Source organism: Cupriavidus pampae (genome assembly GCF_914271485.1).
GTDB lineage: Bacteria > Pseudomonadota > Gammaproteobacteria > Burkholderiales > Burkholderiaceae > Cupriavidus > Cupriavidus pampae.
On record NZ_CAJZAG010000019.1, the window covers coordinates 14,715 to 30,712 of the forward strand.

Sequence of the window (15,998 nt, forward strand, 5' to 3'; positions counted from 1 at the left end):
GCACCGCGCTTGTTGCACTGATTTCGCGGGGATGTGATTCACCGCGTTTGGGTTCATGTGGATGCTATGCGTGTCGACCACACGCGAGGAGGCGTCCGTGACCGTTGCTCCGCTGTTTCTGTGCCAGATGCCGATGGCGGTGGCCGCGCTGTGCACCATGGCGTTTCCAGACGGTGCGAGGTCGCAGGCCGCGTCGCGACTCTCCCCCGGAGCTTCGATGACGCAGGCAGCGCCGCAGGTGTGGCTCAATCTCACACCCGGTGCCGCGATGCTGAACCTCAATGATCCCCACACGCGCGATCGCATCGCGCGGGATTGCGCGAGCGGGCGGCCCACCTCGCCCGACGATTGCGCGCAGCTCGAGGCGCTGCGGCGGTACGAAGCGTCGCAGCAGCCCGGCGCTCCGGACAGAGGGGGCGTGGCACCACCGCCGGGGCTGCGGTGGCCCACCGACACGGGCTTCCCACCGGCGGGTGGGAGGCCGGATGCGATGCCATTCCCTTGCGCTCCGGCGAACCCATGTCAGCGTTGATTGCCTATATGCGGGGTTCAGGCACGGAGCTTAGTGGTAAGGTTACGGCTTTTCCGGCTTCGCCTATTTCGTTGTCTATGTCGCGCGCGCTGGCGATTCTCAAAGATGTCTTTGGCTATCACGCCTTCCGCGGCCGGCAGGCGGAGATCATCGATCATGTAGCGGACGGTGGTGACAGCCTCGTGCTGATGCCCACCGGCGGCGGCAAGTCGTTGTGCTACCAGATTCCGGCACTGCTGCGGCAACGCGCGGGCCAGGGGACGGGCATCGTCGTGTCCCCGCTGATCGCGCTGATGCAGGATCAGGTCGCGGCGCTCACGGAAGCCGGCGTGCATGCCGCTGTCCTCAACTCCACGCTGACGAGCGCCGAGGCTTCCGCGGTGGAGCGCGACCTGCTCGCGGGCCGGATCGAAATCCTTTATGTGGCGCCGGAACGGCTGATGACGCCGCGCTTTCTCGACCTGCTCGAGCGCGCGCGCGTCGGTCTGTTCGCGATCGATGAGGCGCACTGCGTATCGCAGTGGGGCCACGACTTCCGGCCGGAATACATCCAGTTGTCGGTGCTGCACGAGCGCTTTCCGAGCGTGCCGCGCATCGCGCTGACCGCCACCGCCGATGCCGTCACGCGCGACGAGATCATCGAGCGTCTGGCGCTCGACGAAGCGCAGGTGTTCATCTCCAGCTTCGATCGACCCAATATCCGCTACCGCATCGTGGAGAAGGACAATGCGCGTCAGCAACTGCTGGCGTTCATCAAGGCCGAGCACATGGGCACAGGCGGCTCGCACGATAGTGGCATCGTGTACTGCCTGTCGCGCAAGAAAGTGGAGGAGACCGCGAGCTGGCTCGCGAGTCATGGCATCCGGGCGCTGGGCTATCACGCCGGCATGGACGCACAGGTGCGCCAGCACCATCAGGCCCGCTTCCGCGAGGAAGAGGGGATCGTGATGGTGGCGACCATTGCGTTCGGCATGGGCATCGACAAGCCCGATGTCCGGTTTGTCGCGCACCTCGACCTGCCCAAGAGCATGGAAGGCTATTACCAGGAGACCGGCCGTGCCGGTCGCGACGGGCTGCCCGCCAATGCGTGGATGGCCTATGGCCTTGGTGACGTCGTGCAGCAGAAGCGCATGATCGATGAGTCGGAAGCTGACGATGCGCACAAGCGTGTGTCGTCATCGAAGCTCGATGCGCTGCTGGGTTTGTGCGAGACGCCGGGCTGCCGGCGCGTGCGCATCCTCGCGTATTTCGAGGAATCGGCCGAGCCTTGCGGCAACTGCGATACCTGCCTGGAGCCGCCGGCAACCTGGGACGGCACGCGCGAAGCGCAGATGGCGTTGTCCTGCGTCTACCGGACCGCGCAGGCAAGCCGCGTGCATTTCGGTGCCACGCACCTGATCGACGTGCTGCGTGGCAACGCGTCGGAGAAGGTGCGGCAATGGGGCCACGACAAGGTTTCCACGTTCGGCATCGGCGCCGATCGCTCGGTATCCGACTGGCATGCCATCTTCCGCCAGCTGATCGCCCACGGACTGCTCGTGATCGATCACGGCGGCCATGGCGCGCTGCTGCTTGGCGACTCAGCGCGTGCCGTACTCAAGGGCGAGCAATCGATCACGCTGCGGCGTCAGGTCAGCAAGCCCGCACGCGGCGGTGATCGCGCCGCGCGCGGCAGCCGGACGGACCATACCGCGGACATGGACATCGATACGCTGGCCAACTGGGAGGCGTTGCGACGCTGGCGCACGGAGGCCGCGCGCGAGCACGGTGTGCCGGCCTACGTCATCTTCCACGACGCGACGCTGGCCGAGCTCGCGCGCAGCGCGCCCGATACGCTGGGCGCGCTGGCGGAAGTGCCGGGCATTGGTGCATCCAAGCTCGAGCGCTACGGCGACGACATCCTCGAGACGCTGCGCGCGGTGTCGTGACGGTCCGCGTCGTTTACGTACCGCGCGTACCGCGGTATACGTTCGAGACGCTTGACCGTTGCCGAGCAGCCCGCTATAGTGCCAGATTCGAGTTTTTGGCTTCGGATTTCGCTCGCCCGTGGAATATGTGAACGTCTGTTCGCTACGGGTGGAGTCGGTGGGATCCAGGCGAGCTCGCGCTCTTTGGCAAGTCTGTCATTTCACAGCCCTTCCTTTCGAGCGTTCGCTCAATCCTCTCGCCCAAAATTCGTAGTGCCCCTCTGGCCGACTGATCCGGTAGAGGGGTGTTTTTGTAAAACCAAGCTGGATTGAACAATGCCAACTATCAACCAACTGGTTCGCAAGCCGCGTGTCTCTGAAGTCGTCAAGAGCAAGAGCCCCGCGCTTGAGAACTGCCCGCAGCGTCGCGGCGTGTGCACCCGCGTGTACACCACGACGCCGAAGAAGCCGAACTCGGCACTGCGTAAGGTCGCCAAGGTGCGCCTGACCAACGGTTTCGAGGTCATCTCGTACATCGGCGGTGAAGGCCACAACCTGCAGGAACACTCGGTCGTGCTGATCCGCGGCGGTCGTGTGAAGGATTTGCCGGGTGTGCGTTACCACATCGTCCGTGGCTCGCTCGACTTGCAAGGCGTGAAGGATCGCCGTCAGGCTCGTTCGAAGTACGGCGCGAAGCGTCCGAAGGCTGCCTAACTGGCAACCAGGGCATAACGCCCAAAGCAATAAGCGATGGTCTGTGGCGCATGCGTCATGGGGCTGTCACCAGGCGGCGGTACAACGGAGCGTTTTGGCGCCGTGCCGTCGAGTAAGTGGTCACCCGGCGAATTTGCTGAACGCAAGCTAGTTGGTGGCCGGAGAGCGGGATTTGAACCGCGCTCTCAACTGAATCTAGAGGAAAGAAGATGCCACGTCGTCGTGAAGTCCCCAAGCGGGAAATTCTGCCTGATCCGAAGTTCGGTAACGTTGAAGTTGCCAAGTTCATGAACGTGCTGATGCTGGACGGCAAGAAGTCGGTTGCCGAACGTATCGTGTACGGCGCGTTTGATCAGATCGAAAAGAAGGCAGGCAAGGCCCCGATCGAAGTGTTCTCCGTTGCGATCAACAACGTGAAGCCGGTGGTCGAAGTGAAGAGCCGCCGCGTTGGCGGTGCTAACTATCAGGTTCCGGTCGAAGTTCGTCCGTCGCGTCGTCTGGCATTGGCGATGCGTTGGTTGCGCGAGGCCGCGAAGAAACGCAGCGAGAAGTCGATGGCGCTGCGCCTGGCGGGTGAGCTGCTCGAGGCAGCAGAAGGTCGTGGCGGCGCGATGAAGAAGCGCGATGAAGTGCACCGCATGGCCGAAGCCAACAAGGCGTTCTCGCACTTCCGCTTCTAAAGCGCGCGAGTTACGCGGTTGGTTGCCGGGCGGGCTGTGTCGTTACACATCTCGCCCGTTTGTGTTAAAGGCGCAGGTCATGAGATTTCTGCGCCTCATGGACGAATAGAGGATTAAAGTGGCTCGTAAGACTCCTATTGAGCGCTACCGTAACATCGGTATCTCGGCTCACATTGACGCGGGTAAAACCACCACGACCGAGCGGATCCTGTTCTACACCGGTGTGAACCACAAGATCGGTGAAGTGCATGATGGCGCGGCCACCATGGACTGGATGGAGCAGGAGCAGGAGCGTGGCATCACGATCACGTCCGCTGCGACCACCGCCTTCTGGAAGGGCATGGCCGGCAACTACCCTGAGCACCGCTTCAACATCATCGACACCCCGGGGCACGTGGACTTCACCATCGAGGTGGAGCGTTCCATGCGCGTGCTGGATGGCGCTTGCATGGTGTACTGCGCAGTGGGTGGCGTGCAGCCGCAGTCGGAAACCGTCTGGCGTCAGGCCAACAAGTATGGCGTGCCGCGTCTGGCGTTCGTCAACAAGATGGACCGCACCGGCGCGAACTTCTTCAAGGTCTACGACCAACTGAAGAACCGCCTGAAGGCCAACCCGGTGCCCGTCGTGGTGCCGATCGGCGCTGAAGACGGCTTCCAGGGCGTCGTCGATCTGCTGGAAATGAAGGCGATCATTTGGGACGAAGCCAGCCAGGGCGTGAAGTTCGAATACCAGGACATCCCGGCCGAGCTGCAAGCTACCGCTGACGAATGGCGCGAGAAGATGGTCGAGTCCGCCGCCGAAGCCAGTGAAGAGCTGATGGAAAAGTACCTGGGCGGCGAAGAGCTGACCCGCGACGAGATCGTCAAGGCGCTGCGTGACCGTACCATCGCCTGCGAAATCCAGCCGATGCTGTGCGGCACCGCGTTCAAGAACAAGGGCGTGCAGCGTATGCTCGACGCCGTGATCGACTTCCTGCCGTCGCCGGTCGATATTCCGCCGGTCAAGGGCGTGGACGAAAACGACGACGAGAAGAAGCTCGAGCGCAAGGCTGACGACAGCGAGAAGTTCTCGGCGCTGGCGTTCAAGATCATGACCGACCCGTTCGTTGGTCAGCTGATCTTCTTCCGCGTGTATTCGGGCAAGATCAATTCGGGCGACACCGTGTACAACCCGGTGAAGCAGAAGAAGGAGCGTCTGGGCCGTATTCTGCAGATGCACGCCAACCAGCGCGAAGAAATCAAGGAAGTGCTGGCCGGCGACATCGCCGCCGCGGTGGGCCTGAAGGATGCCACCACGGGCGATACGCTGTGCGATCCGGCTGCACCGATCGTGCTCGAGCGCATGATCTTCCCGGAGCCGGTGATCTCGCAGGCTGTCGAACCGAAGACCAAGGCTGACCAGGAAAAGATGGGCATCGCTCTGAACCGCCTGGCCGCTGAAGATCCTTCGTTCCGCGTGCGTACCGACGAAGAATCGGGTCAGACCATCATTTCGGGTATGGGCGAGCTCCACCTGGAAATTTTGGTTGACCGGATGAAGCGCGAATTCGGCGTGGAAGCCAACATCGGCGCACCGCAGGTTGCCTACCGCGAAACCATTCGCAAGACGGCCGAAGGCGTTGAAGGCAAGTTCGTCAAGCAGTCGGGCGGCCGCGGCCAGTACGGTCACGCCGTGATCACGCTGGAACCGCAAGAGCAGGGCAAGGGCTTCGAGTTCATCGACGCCATCAAGGGTGGTGTGATTCCTCGCGAATACATCCCCGCAGTGGAAAAGGGTATCGTCGATACCCTGCCGGCCGGTATTCTGGCGGGCTTCCCGGTGGTGGACGTGAAGGTGACGCTGACGTTCGGTTCGTACCACGATGTGGACTCGAACGAAAACGCGTTCCGCATGGCCGGCTCGATGGCTTTCAAGGAAGCCATGCGTAAGGCCAGCCCGGTTCTGCTCGAGCCGATGATGGCCGTGGAAGTGGAAACGCCGGAAGACTACACGGGTACCGTGATGGGCGACTTGTCGTCCCGCCGCGGCATCGTGCAGGGCATGGACGACATGGTTGGCGGCGGCAAGATCATCAAGGCCGAAGTCCCGCTGTCGGAAATGTTCGGCTATTCCACGTCGCTGCGCTCGGCCACGCAAGGCCGCGCCACGTACACCATGGAATTCAAGCATTACTCTGAAGCACCGAAGAATATCGCCGAGGCCGTGATGTCGGCCAAGGGCAAGTAAGACTAGCTTCGTCGCCATGCGCAACCCGCATGGCGGCGCAAATGAATCGACAAGACTGAATTCCATTAGGAGCTGAAAAATGGCAAAGGAAAAGTTCGAACGGACCAAGCCGCACGTGAACGTAGGCACGATTGGTCACGTTGACCATGGCAAGACGACGCTGACGGCGGCAATCGCCACGGTGCTGGCTGCGAAGTTCGGTGGTTCGGCCAAGAAGTACGACGAAATCGACGCGGCGCCGGAAGAGAAGGCACGTGGTATCACGATCAACACGGCGCACGTTGAGTACGAGACGGCAAACCGCCACTACGCACACGTTGACTGCCCGGGCCACGCTGACTATGTGAAGAACATGATCACGGGCGCGGCACAGATGGACGGCGCGATCCTGGTGTGCTCGGCCGCTGACGGCCCGATGCCGCAGACGCGCGAGCACATCCTGCTGGCCCGTCAGGTTGGCGTGCCTTACATCATCGTGTTCCTGAACAAGTGCGACATGGTGGACGACGCCGAGCTGCTCGAGCTGGTGGAAATGGAAGTGCGCGAGCTGCTGTCGAAGTACGACTTCCCGGGCGACGACACGCCGATCATCAAGGGTTCGGCCAAGCTGGCGCTGGAAGGCGACAAGGGCGAGCTGGGCGAAGTGGCGATCATGAACCTGGCCGACGCGCTGGACACGTACATCCCGACGCCGGAGCGCGCGGTTGACGGTACGTTCCTGATGCCGGTGGAAGACGTGTTCTCGATCTCGGGTCGTGGCACGGTGGTGACCGGTCGTATCGAGCGTGGCGTGGTGAAGGTCGGCGAAGAAATCGAAATCGTGGGTATCCGCCCGACGGTGAAGACGACTTGCACGGGCGTGGAAATGTTCCGCAAGCTGCTGGATCAGGGCCAGGCTGGTGACAACGTGGGTCTGCTGCTGCGCGGCACGAAGCGCGAAGACGTGGAGCGTGGTCAAGTCCTGTGCAAGCCGGGCTCGATCAAGCCGCACACGCACTTCACGGGTGAGGTGTACATCCTGTCGAAGGACGAAGGTGGTCGTCACACGCCGTTCTTCAACAACTACCGCCCGCAGTTCTATTTCCGTACGACCGACGTGACGGGCTCGATCGAGCTGCCGGCGGACAAGGAAATGGTTATGCCGGGTGACAACGTGTCGATCACGGTCAAGCTGATTGCCCCGATCGCCATGGAAGAAGGTCTGCGTTTCGCCATCCGTGAAGGCGGTCGTACCGTCGGCGCCGGTGTCGTGGCCAAGATCCTCGACTAAGCATCCTGCCGGGGCATGCCTTCGGGCATGACCCCTTTATCCCGGGCCACGCGCCCATCGCTCTTTAAGGAACAATCATGCAGAACCAGAAGATCCGTATCCGCCTGAAGGCATTCGACTATCGCCTGATCGACCAGTCGGCAGCCGAAATCGTGGATACCGCCAAGCGCACCGGCGCGATCGTCAAGGGTCCCGTGCCCCTGCCGACCCGCATCCAACGCTTCGACATCCTGCGTTCGCCGCACGTCAACAAGACCAGCCGCGATCAGTTCGAAATCCGTACGCACCAGCGTCTGATGGATATCGTTGATCCGACCGACAAGACCGTGGACGCGCTGATGAAGCTCGACCTGCCGGCCGGCGTGGACGTCGAAATCAAGGTGTAAGCATCGATTGGGGCGACGTCAGTCGCTCGATATCGACTCGGAACGGCGAACCCAGGTTCGCCGTTTTGCATGAAACAGTGGCTAACGCCGCCGTAAAGTATTCCCTGCGCCGCAATGGCGTGGTCCGGTCGCACGATCGTAGAGAAAGTTAGTCCCTCACTGTTGTTCTTTCCAAAGTACTGAGATATAGTGTACGGCTACCCGTTTCTTCGGGTACTGGGTGGCCATTTGGCCGAGCGCAATCTTCTTCGCGCAGCCCGCTCACATAGTTTTCGTGTTGTATCAATCAGCCCCGGCCAATCGCAGCTGGGAATGGAGCAAACCATGAGCCTTGGCCTTGTAGGTCGCAAGGTTGGCATGACCCGTATTTTCACGGATGACGGTGATTCGATTCCCGTTACCGTGGTCGAGGTCGGCGACAACCGCGTGACGCAAATCAAGACGGACGAGACCGACGGTTATACCGCCGTTCAAGTCACCTTCGGCAGCCGCCGCGCAAGCCGCGTTACGAAGCCGCTGGCGGGTCACCTCGCCAAAGCCGGCGTCGAAGCCGGCGAAGTCATCAAAGAGTTCCGTATCGATGCCGCAAAGGCTGCCGAGCTGCAAGCCGGCGCCGCGCTGTCGGTCGACCTCTTTGAAGTCGGTCAGAAGATCGACGTTCAAGGCGTGAGCATTGGTAAGGGCTACGCCGGTACCATCAAGCGCTATCACTTTGCATCGGGTCGTGCCTCCCACGGTAACTCGCGTTCGCACAACGTGCCGGGTTCCATTGGTATGGCGCAGGATCCGGGCCGTGTGTTCCCCGGCAAGCGCATGACGGGCCATCTGGGCGACGTCACCCGCACCGTTCAAAACCTCGAGATCGCCAAGATCGACGCAGAGCGCAAGCTGCTGCTGGTCAAGGGTGCCATCCCGGGTTCGAAGGGCGGCAAGGTCATCGTTACCCCGGCCGTCAAGGCCAAAGCCAAAGCTTAAGGAGCGGATCAATGGAACTCAAGCTCCTCCAGGACAATGGCCAAATCGGCGCGAGCGTTGACGCTTCGCCCGAAGTATTCGGCCGTGACTACAACGAAGCCCTCGTTCACCAGATCGTAGTTGCTTACCAGGCCAACGCGCGTAGCGGTAACCGTAAGCAGAAGGATCGTGAAGAGGTCAAGCACACGACCAAGAAGCCTTGGCGTCAGAAGGGTACGGGCCGCGCTCGTGCCGGTATGTCTTCCTCGCCGCTGTGGCGCGGGGGCGGCCGTATCTTCCCGAATTCGCCGGAAGAGAACTTCACGCAGAAGGTCAACAAGAAGATGTTCCGTGCCGGTATGCGCTCGATTTACTCGCAGCTGGCCCGTGAAGGTCGTATCAACGTCGTGGACGGTTTCACTGTCGACGCGCCCAAGACCAAGCTCTTGGCCGACAAGTTCAAGGCCATGGGCCTGGACTCGGTGCTGATCATCACCGACAGCCTCGACGAAAACCTCTACCTGGCTTCGCGCAACCTGCCGCACGTGGCAGTTGTCGAGCCGCGCCAGGCAGATCCGCTCTCGCTCGTGCACTACAAGAAGGTGCTCGTGACGAAGGCGGCTGTCGCGCAGATCGAGGAGTTGCTCAAATGACGCAAGTAGCCAAGAACGATCATCGTTTGATGCAGGTGCTGCTCGCGCCGGTGGTTTCCGAAAAGGCAACCCTGGTCGCCGACAAGAATGAACAAGTGGTGTTCGAAGTGGCCCGCGATGCTAACAAGCTCGAGGTAAAGGCCGCCGTAGAACTGCTGTTCAAGGTCGAGGTGCAGTCCGTTCAGATCCTGAACCAGAAGGGTAAGCAAAAGCGTTTCGGTCGCTTCATGGGTCGTCGTAACCATGTGAAGAAGGCCTACGTTTCGCTGAAGCCGGGTCAGGAAATCAATTTTGAAGCGGAGGCCAAGTAATCATGGCACTCGTCAAGACCAAGCCGACCTCGCCGGGTCGTCGCTCGATGGTGAAGGTCGTCAACAAGGACCTTCACAAGGGCGCCCCGCACGCTCCGCTGCTGGAAAAGCAATTCCAGAAGTCGGGTCGTAACAACAACGGTCATATCACCACCCGTCACAAGGGCGGTGGTCATAAGCACCACTACCGTGTGGTCGACTTCAAGCGCAACGACAAGGACGGCATCCCCGCCAAGGTCGAGCGTCTGGAATACGATCCGAACCGCAGCGCGAACATCGCGCTCGTGCTGTTCGCCGACGGTGAGCGCCGTTACATCATCGCCACCAAGGGCATGACTGCCGGTCAGCCGCTGCTGAACGGTTCGGAAGCGCCGATCAAGGCTGGTAACAACCTGCCGATCCGCAACATTCCGGTCGGTACCACGATCAACAACGTGGAAATGCTGCCGGGCAAGGGTGCGCAAATCGCGCGCGCTGCTGGTGGTTCCGCCGTGTTGCTGGCTCGCGAAGGCGTGTACGCCCAGGTGCGTCTGCGCTCCGGTGAAGTGCGTCGCATTCATATCGAATGCCGCGCCACCATCGGTGAAGTAGGCAACGAAGAGCACAGCCTGCGTGTTATCGGCAAGGCCGGTGCAACGCGTTGGCGCGGTATTCGCCCGACCGTCCGCGGTGTGGTGATGAACCCGGTCGACCACCCGCACGGTGGTGGTGAGGGCCGTACCGCTGCTGGTCGCGATCCGGTTTCGCCGTGGGGTACCCCGGCTAAGGGTTACCGCACCCGCAGCAACAAGCGCACTGCCAGCATGATCGTGCAGAAGCGCCACAAGCGTTAATCGGTAGGTAGGAGCTAAAGATATGACTCGTTCCGCAAAAAAGGGTCCGTTCTGCGACGCCCACCTGCTGAAGAAGGTGGAAACCGCAGTTAGCGGCAAGGACAAGAAGCCCATTAAGACGTGGTCGCGCCGCTCGACCATCATGCCGGACTTCATCGGTCTGACGATCGCCGTGCACAACGGCCGTCAACACGTGCCGGTGTATGTGACGGAAAACATGGTTGGCCACAAGCTCGGCGAATTTGCGCTCACGCGTACGTTCAAGGGCCACGCGGCTGACAAGAAAGCGAAGAGGTAAGGGGCCCATCATGGAAGTGAAAGCGATTCATCGCGGTGCCCGCATCTCCGCCCAGAAGACGCGTCTGGTTGCTGACCAGATCCGTGGTCTGCCGATCGAGCGCGCGCTCAACGTCCTGACGTTCAGCCCGAAGAAGGCCGCCGGGATTGTGAAGAAGGTGGTCGAATCGGCCATCGCCAACGCTGAGCACAACGAAGGTGCCGACATCGACGAACTGAAGGTCAAATCGATCTTCATCGACAAGGCAACCTCGCTCAAGCGCTTCACGGCACGGGCAAAGGGCCGCGGCAACCGCATCGAGAAACAAACCTGTCACATCACTGTGACGCTCGGCAACTAAGGAGTCACGATGGGACAGAAGATTCATCCGACTGGCTTCCGTCTGGCCGTCAGCCGTAACTGGGCTTCGCGTTGGTACGCCAACAACACGAAGTTCGCCGGCATGCTGAAAGAAGACATCGAAGTTCGTGAGTTTCTGAAGAAGAAGCTCAAGAACGCTTCGGTTGGCCGCGTCGTGATCGAGCGCCCTGCCCGCAATGCACGTCTCACCATCTATAGCTCGCGTCCGGGCGTGGTGATCGGCAAGAAGGGTGAGGACATCGAACTGCTCAAGGCCGAGCTGCAACGTCGCATGGGTGTGCCCGTGCACGTGAACATCGAGGAAATCCGCAAGCCGGAAACCGATGCGCAGCTGATCGCCGACTCGATCACCCAGCAGCTCGAGCGCCGTATCATGTTCCGCCGCGCAATGAAACGCGCGATGCAGAACGCGATGCGCCTCGGTGCCCAGGGCATCAAGATCATGAGCTCGGGTCGTCTGAACGGCATCGAAATCGCACGTACCGAGTGGTACCGCGAGGGCCGTGTGCCCCTGCACACCCTGCGTGCGGACATCGACTACGGCTTCTCCGAAGCAGAAACCACCTACGGCATCATCGGTGTCAAGGTGTGGGTCTACAAGGGAGACCACCTGGGTCGCAACGATGCGCCCGTGGTGGAAGAGCCGCAAGACGAGCGCCGTCGTCGTCCGGCACGTCCGGAAGGCCGTCGCCGTGATGGCGATCGTCCGGCGGGCAACCGCCGCGGTGGCCCCGGTGCTGGTCGCCGCGCTGCGCCTGGCGCAGATGCGAAGAGTGGAGAATAACAATGCTGCAACCCAAGCGCAGAAAGTATCGCAAGGAGCAGAAAGGCCGCAACACGGGTAAAGCTACCCGTGGCAACGCCGTGTCTTTCGGCGAATTCGGCCTGAAGGCCATGGGCCGCGGTCGTCTGACCGCGCGCCAGATCGAATCGGCCCGTCGTGCGATGACCCGTCACATCAAGCGTGGCGGTCGCATCTGGATCCGGATTTTCCCGGACAAGCCGATTTCGAAGAAGCCCGCTGAAGTCCGTATGGGTAACGGTAAGGGCAATCCGGAGTACTACGTGGCTGAGATTCAGCCGGGCAAGATGCTGTACGAAATGGATGGTGTGAGCGAAGAGCTGGCACGTGAGGCGTTCCGCCTGGCTGCCGCCAAGCTGCCGATCGCCACCAATTTCGTTGTGCGTCAGGTCGGGACGTAAGGAGAGCAGGGATGAAAGCATCCGAACTTCGCGGCAAGGACGCCGCCGGGCTGAACCAGGAGCTCTCCGAGCTGCTGAAGGCCCAATTTAGCCTGCGCATGCAAAAGGCCACCCAACAGCTGCAGAACACCAGCCAGCTGAAGAAGGTGCGCAAGGACATCGCGCGGGTGCAAACCGTGCTGAATGAGAAGGCAAGCTCGAAATGACTGAAACTGCAAAAACGGAATCGTCGCTTCGCCGCACGCTGGTTGGCCGGGTTGTGAGCGACAAGATGGACAAGACCGTAACGGTCCTGATCGAAAACCGCGTCAAGCACCCGCTGTATGGCAAGTACGTGCTGCGTTCGAAGAAGTACCACGCACACGACGAAGCCAACCAGTACAAGGAAGGCGACAAGGTCGAAATCCAGGAAACGCGTCCGCTCTCGCGGACCAAGTCCTGGGTGGTTTCCCGGCTGGTAGAAGCGGCGCGCGTCATCTAAGAACAACGTTCTCAGATTGACTTGCAAGGTCCAGGGTTATGTTGCTATAATCCTGGACTTCCGCTTTATTGCGCCCGCCCAAGCAGTACCAACCAGGTGGGCCTGTAAAGCGAAACCCGCCCAGATGATGTTGCCGTAGCTGTTCAGCGGATCGCGTCGTCTGGTGACTACCGACTTCAAAGTTGATCAACCCAAGCGGTTCTGGCGCAAAGCCTTGGACCGACGGGACCAAGACTGACCGACGGGCTCGCCTGACGGATTAAGTTGGGAAGATAACACCATGATTCAGACAGAAAGCCGGCTCGAAGTGGCCGATAACACTGGTGCGCGCGAAGTACTGTGCATCAAAGTGCTGGGTGGGTCCAAGCGCCGCTATGCGAGCGTGGGCGACATCATCAAGGTGACCGTGAAGGACGCAGCGCCGCGCGGTCGCGTAAAGAAGGGCGATATTTACAACGCCGTTGTCGTGCGCACCGCCAAGGGCGTGCGTCGCGCTGACGGTTCGCTCGTCAAGTTCGACGGCAATGCCGCCGTCCTGCTGAACACCAAGCTCGAGCCGATCGGCACCCGCATCTTCGGGCCGGTGACTCGTGAACTCCGTACCGAGCGCTTCATGAAGATCGTGTCGCTCGCTCCGGAAGTGCTGTAAGGAGCCGACATGAACAAGATTCGCAAAGGCGATGAGGTCATCGTGCTGACCGGCAAGGACAAGGGCAAGCGCGGTACCGTGCAAGCTATCCTCGGCGAGAAGCTCGCAGTGGAAGGCGTGAACGTCGCGAAGAAGCACGCTCGCCCGAACCCGATGCTGGGCACTACTGGTGGTGTGGTCGATAAGGTCATGCCGCTGCATATTTCCAACGTTGCGCTCGTGGATGCCAATGGCAAGCCGTCGCGCGTCGGCATCAAGGTGGAAGACGGTAAGCGCGTGCGCTTCCTGAAGACCACTGGCGCCGTCGTCGCTGCTTGATTCTGGGCACGCATAGGAGTTGAGCATGGCAGCACGTCTGCAAGAGTTTTACAAAGAGAAGGTTGTACCGAAGCTGATCGAGCAATTCGGCTACAAGTCGGTCATGGAAGTGCCGCGCATCACCAAGATCACCCTGAACATGGGTCTTGGCGAAGCCATCAATGACAAGAAGGTCATTGAGCTGGCCGTGGGCGACCTGACGAAGATCGCTGGTCAAAAACCCGTGGTGACGAAGGCCAAGAAGGCAATCGCCGGCTTCAAGATTCGCCAGGGCTATCCGATCGGTGCGATGGTGACCCTGCGCGGTGAGCGCATGTTCGAATTTCTCGATCGTTTCGTGACCGTGGCACTGCCGCGCGTTCGTGACTTCCGTGGTGTGTCGGGCCGTTCGTTCGATGGTCGTGGCAACTACAACATCGGTGTGAAAGAGCAGATCATTTTCCCCGAAATCGAGTACGACAAGATCGACGCACTGCGTGGTCTGAACATCAGCATCACGACGACGGCGAAGAACGACGAAGAAGCCAAGGCGCTTCTCGGTGCGTTCAAGTTCCCGTTCCGTAATTAAGGGGTAACCGTGGCTAAACTGGCTCTGATTGAACGTGAGAAGAAGCGCGCAAAGCTCGTGGCGAAGTTCGCCCCGAAGCGCGCTGCCCTCAAGGCCATCATCGACGACCAAGAAAAGTCGGAAGAAGAGCGTTATCTGGCGCGTCTCGAGCTGCAACAGCTCCCGCGCAACGCGAATCCGACCCGTCAGCGCAACCGTTGCGCGATCACCGGTCGTCCCCGCGGCACCTTCCGCAAGTTTGGCCTGGCGCGTAACAAGATCCGCGAGATCGCCTTCAAGGGCGAAATTCCGGGTCTGACGAAAGCCAGCTGGTAATTACGCACAGGCTACAGGAGAAACAGTATGAGCATGAGCGATCCGATCGCCGATATGCTGACGCGCATCCGCAACGCTCAAGGCGTGCAGAAGGCGTCCGTTGTCATGCCCTCGTCGAAGCTGAAAGCAGCGATCGCCAAGGTCCTGAAGGACGAAGGCTATATCGATGACTTCGCTGTCCAGGAAGATGGCGGCAAGGCACAACTGACTATCGGTCTCAAGTACTACGCCGGCCGTCCGGTCATCGAGCGCATTGAACGCGTGTCGAAGCCCGGTCTGCGCGTGTACAAGGGCCGTACCGACATTCCCCAGGTGATGAACGGCCTCGGCGTAGCGATCATCTCGACCCCCCAGGGTCTGATGACCGACCGCAAGGCACGTGCCACCGGCGTGGGCGGCGAAGTTCTTTGCTACGTCGCTTAAGGAGGAACCATGTCCCGTGTAGGTAAGGCTCCCATCGCGCTGCCGAAAGGCGCGGAAGTGAATGTGGCAGGCGGCGTGCTCTCCGTAAAGGGCCCGCTTGGTACGCTGTCGCAAGAGATTCACGGTCTGGTGAAGGCTAATGTCGAAAACGACACGCTGACCTTCGCACCGGCCGACGAGTCGCGTGAAGCAAACGCCCTGCAAGGCACCATGCGCGCCCTGGCGGCAAACATGGTCAAGGGCGTGACCACCGGTTTCGAGCGCAAGCTCACCCTGGTCGGCGTGGGCTATCGTGCCCAGCTGCAGGGTAGCGCGCTGAAGCTCCAGCTTGGTTTCTCGCACGACGTGATCCATGAGATGCCGGCCGGCGTAAAGGCGGAAACGCCGACGCAGACCGAGATCATCATCAAGGGTGCGGACAAGCAGAAAGTCGGTCAGGTTGCCGCGGAAGTTCGCGCGTACCGTCCGCCTGAGCCCTATAAGGGCAAGGGTGTTCGTTACGCCGACGAGCGTGTCCTCCTGAAGGAAACCAAGAAGAAGTAAGGGGTGCAATGATGAACAAGAAAGACGCTCGTTTGCGCCGTGCACGTCAGACCCGCGCCAAAATCGCGGAGTTGAAGGTCAACCGTCTGACCGTGTTCCGTACGAATTCGCATATCTACGCTCAGGTCTACTCGCCGTGCGGCACCCAAGTGGTGGCGTCGGCTTCGACGGCCGAAGCAGAAGTGCGCAAGGAACTGACCGGCAACGGTGCTACCGTCGCCGCCGCCACCGTGGTTGGCAAGCGCGTCGCCGAGAAGGCGAAGGCAGCTGGCGTGGAAGTTGTTGCGTTCGATCGCGGCGGTTTCCGTTTCCACGGCCGCGTGAAGGCCCTGGCCGACGCTGCGCGCGAAGCCGGCCTGAAGTTCTAAGCGAG

The 15,998-nt window shown here is 60.9% G+C and carries 24 protein-coding genes; all 24 read left to right on the forward strand.

The window, feature by feature from the left end; translation table 11 throughout:
* Window positions 1-97: 97 nt before the first annotated feature.
* The 24 genes from LDO41_RS32595 (at window position 98) to rplR (ending at window position 15,993) form a co-directional block, all read left to right on the forward strand.
* Window positions 98-532: a hypothetical protein gene (locus LDO41_RS32595; protein ID WP_223995664.1), complete on the forward strand. Its 435-nt coding sequence runs from the start codon at window positions 98-100 to the stop codon at window positions 530-532.
* A gap of 77 nt (window positions 533-609) precedes the next feature.
* On the forward strand, window positions 610-2,460 hold the full coding sequence (gene recQ / locus LDO41_RS32600; protein WP_223995736.1) for a DNA helicase RecQ: 1,851 nt from the start codon (window positions 610-612) through the stop codon (window positions 2,458-2,460).
* 315 nt (window positions 2,461-2,775) lie between these two features.
* Complete coding sequence (rpsL, locus tag LDO41_RS32605; protein ID WP_006162330.1) at window positions 2,776-3,153, forward strand: 30S ribosomal protein S12; 378 nt, start codon at window positions 2,776-2,778, stop codon at window positions 3,151-3,153.
* A 209-nt stretch (window positions 3,154-3,362) separates the two neighbouring features.
* Window positions 3,363-3,833: a 30S ribosomal protein S7 gene (gene rpsG / locus LDO41_RS32610; RefSeq protein ID WP_006576502.1), complete on the forward strand. Its 471-nt coding sequence runs from the start codon at window positions 3,363-3,365 to the stop codon at window positions 3,831-3,833.
* A gap of 118 nt (window positions 3,834-3,951) precedes the next feature.
* Window positions 3,952-6,060: an elongation factor G gene (gene fusA / locus LDO41_RS32615; protein ID WP_223995665.1), complete on the forward strand. Its 2,109-nt coding sequence runs from the start codon at window positions 3,952-3,954 to the stop codon at window positions 6,058-6,060.
* A gap of 79 nt (window positions 6,061-6,139) precedes the next feature.
* Window positions 6,140-7,330, forward strand: a complete 1,191-nt coding sequence (gene tuf, locus LDO41_RS32620; RefSeq protein ID WP_223995657.1) for an elongation factor Tu — start codon at window positions 6,140-6,142, stop codon at window positions 7,328-7,330.
* Window positions 7,331-7,407: 77 nt separating this feature from the next.
* Window positions 7,408-7,716, forward strand: coding sequence for a 30S ribosomal protein S10 (gene rpsJ / locus LDO41_RS32625; RefSeq protein ID WP_006160488.1), 309 nt, complete (start codon window positions 7,408-7,410; stop codon window positions 7,714-7,716).
* Between the two features lie 324 nt (window positions 7,717-8,040).
* Entirely contained in the window at window positions 8,041-8,691 is a 651-nt protein-coding gene (gene rplC, locus LDO41_RS32630; protein WP_223995737.1) for a 50S ribosomal protein L3, read from the forward strand.
* An 11-nt stretch (window positions 8,692-8,702) separates the two neighbouring features.
* Window positions 8,703-9,323, forward strand: a complete 621-nt coding sequence (gene rplD, locus LDO41_RS32635) for a 50S ribosomal protein L4 (RefSeq protein WP_035870768.1) — start codon at window positions 8,703-8,705, stop codon at window positions 9,321-9,323.
* The gene (rplW, locus tag LDO41_RS32640; protein WP_109585082.1) at window positions 9,320-9,634 is read left to right on the forward strand and encodes a 50S ribosomal protein L23; all 315 of its coding nucleotides are present in this window, start codon (window positions 9,320-9,322) and stop codon (window positions 9,632-9,634) included. The genes rplD and rplW overlap by 4 nt, the downstream gene beginning before the upstream one ends.
* Window positions 9,635-9,636: 2 nt before the next feature.
* Window positions 9,637-10,467 carry a 50S ribosomal protein L2 gene (rplB, locus tag LDO41_RS32645; RefSeq protein WP_223995666.1) on the forward strand — a complete coding sequence of 277 codons (831 nt, stop codon included), beginning with the start codon at window positions 9,637-9,639 and terminating at the stop codon, window positions 10,465-10,467.
* Window positions 10,468-10,489: 22 nt separating this feature from the next.
* Window positions 10,490-10,765, forward strand: a complete 276-nt coding sequence (gene rpsS, locus LDO41_RS32650; protein WP_223995667.1) for a 30S ribosomal protein S19 — start codon at window positions 10,490-10,492, stop codon at window positions 10,763-10,765.
* Window positions 10,766-10,775: 10 nt separating this feature from the next.
* Window positions 10,776-11,105, forward strand: coding sequence for a 50S ribosomal protein L22 (rplV, locus tag LDO41_RS32655; RefSeq protein WP_223995668.1), 330 nt, complete (start codon window positions 10,776-10,778; stop codon window positions 11,103-11,105).
* 9 nt (window positions 11,106-11,114) lie between these two features.
* Window positions 11,115-11,909 carry a 30S ribosomal protein S3 gene (gene rpsC, locus LDO41_RS32660; RefSeq protein ID WP_223995669.1) on the forward strand — a complete coding sequence of 265 codons (795 nt, stop codon included), beginning with the start codon at window positions 11,115-11,117 and terminating at the stop codon, window positions 11,907-11,909.
* A gap of 2 nt (window positions 11,910-11,911) precedes the next feature.
* On the forward strand, window positions 11,912-12,328 hold the full coding sequence (gene rplP / locus LDO41_RS32665; protein ID WP_006576240.1) for a 50S ribosomal protein L16: 417 nt from the start codon (window positions 11,912-11,914) through the stop codon (window positions 12,326-12,328).
* Between the two features lie 11 nt (window positions 12,329-12,339).
* Window positions 12,340-12,534: a 50S ribosomal protein L29 gene (gene rpmC, locus LDO41_RS32670; protein WP_109585086.1), complete on the forward strand. Its 195-nt coding sequence runs from the start codon at window positions 12,340-12,342 to the stop codon at window positions 12,532-12,534.
* Window positions 12,531-12,809, forward strand: coding sequence for a 30S ribosomal protein S17 (gene rpsQ, locus LDO41_RS32675; RefSeq protein ID WP_150373512.1), 279 nt, complete (start codon window positions 12,531-12,533; stop codon window positions 12,807-12,809). The genes rpmC and rpsQ overlap by 4 nt, the downstream gene beginning before the upstream one ends.
* A gap of 280 nt (window positions 12,810-13,089) precedes the next feature.
* Window positions 13,090-13,458, forward strand: a complete 369-nt coding sequence (gene rplN, locus LDO41_RS32680; RefSeq protein WP_223995670.1) for a 50S ribosomal protein L14 — start codon at window positions 13,090-13,092, stop codon at window positions 13,456-13,458.
* Window positions 13,459-13,467: 9 nt separating this feature from the next.
* Window positions 13,468-13,776 (forward strand): 50S ribosomal protein L24, encoded by a 309-nt coding sequence (gene rplX / locus LDO41_RS32685; RefSeq protein ID WP_223995671.1) that lies wholly within the window; start codon window positions 13,468-13,470, stop codon window positions 13,774-13,776.
* 25 nt (window positions 13,777-13,801) lie between these two features.
* Window positions 13,802-14,344 carry a 50S ribosomal protein L5 gene (gene rplE, locus LDO41_RS32690; protein WP_109585089.1) on the forward strand — a complete coding sequence of 181 codons (543 nt, stop codon included), beginning with the start codon at window positions 13,802-13,804 and terminating at the stop codon, window positions 14,342-14,344.
* Between the two features lie 9 nt (window positions 14,345-14,353).
* Window positions 14,354-14,659: a 30S ribosomal protein S14 gene (rpsN, locus tag LDO41_RS32695; RefSeq protein ID WP_109585090.1), complete on the forward strand. Its 306-nt coding sequence runs from the start codon at window positions 14,354-14,356 to the stop codon at window positions 14,657-14,659.
* A gap of 27 nt (window positions 14,660-14,686) precedes the next feature.
* Window positions 14,687-15,082 (forward strand): 30S ribosomal protein S8, encoded by a 396-nt coding sequence (gene rpsH, locus LDO41_RS32700; RefSeq protein ID WP_223995672.1) that lies wholly within the window; start codon window positions 14,687-14,689, stop codon window positions 15,080-15,082.
* A gap of 9 nt (window positions 15,083-15,091) precedes the next feature.
* Entirely contained in the window at window positions 15,092-15,625 is a 534-nt protein-coding gene (gene rplF / locus LDO41_RS32705; protein WP_223995673.1) for a 50S ribosomal protein L6, read from the forward strand.
* An 11-nt stretch (window positions 15,626-15,636) separates the two neighbouring features.
* The gene (rplR, locus tag LDO41_RS32710; protein WP_290370939.1) at window positions 15,637-15,993 is read left to right on the forward strand and encodes a 50S ribosomal protein L18; all 357 of its coding nucleotides are present in this window, start codon (window positions 15,637-15,639) and stop codon (window positions 15,991-15,993) included.
* Window positions 15,994-15,998: the final 5 nt, after the last annotated feature.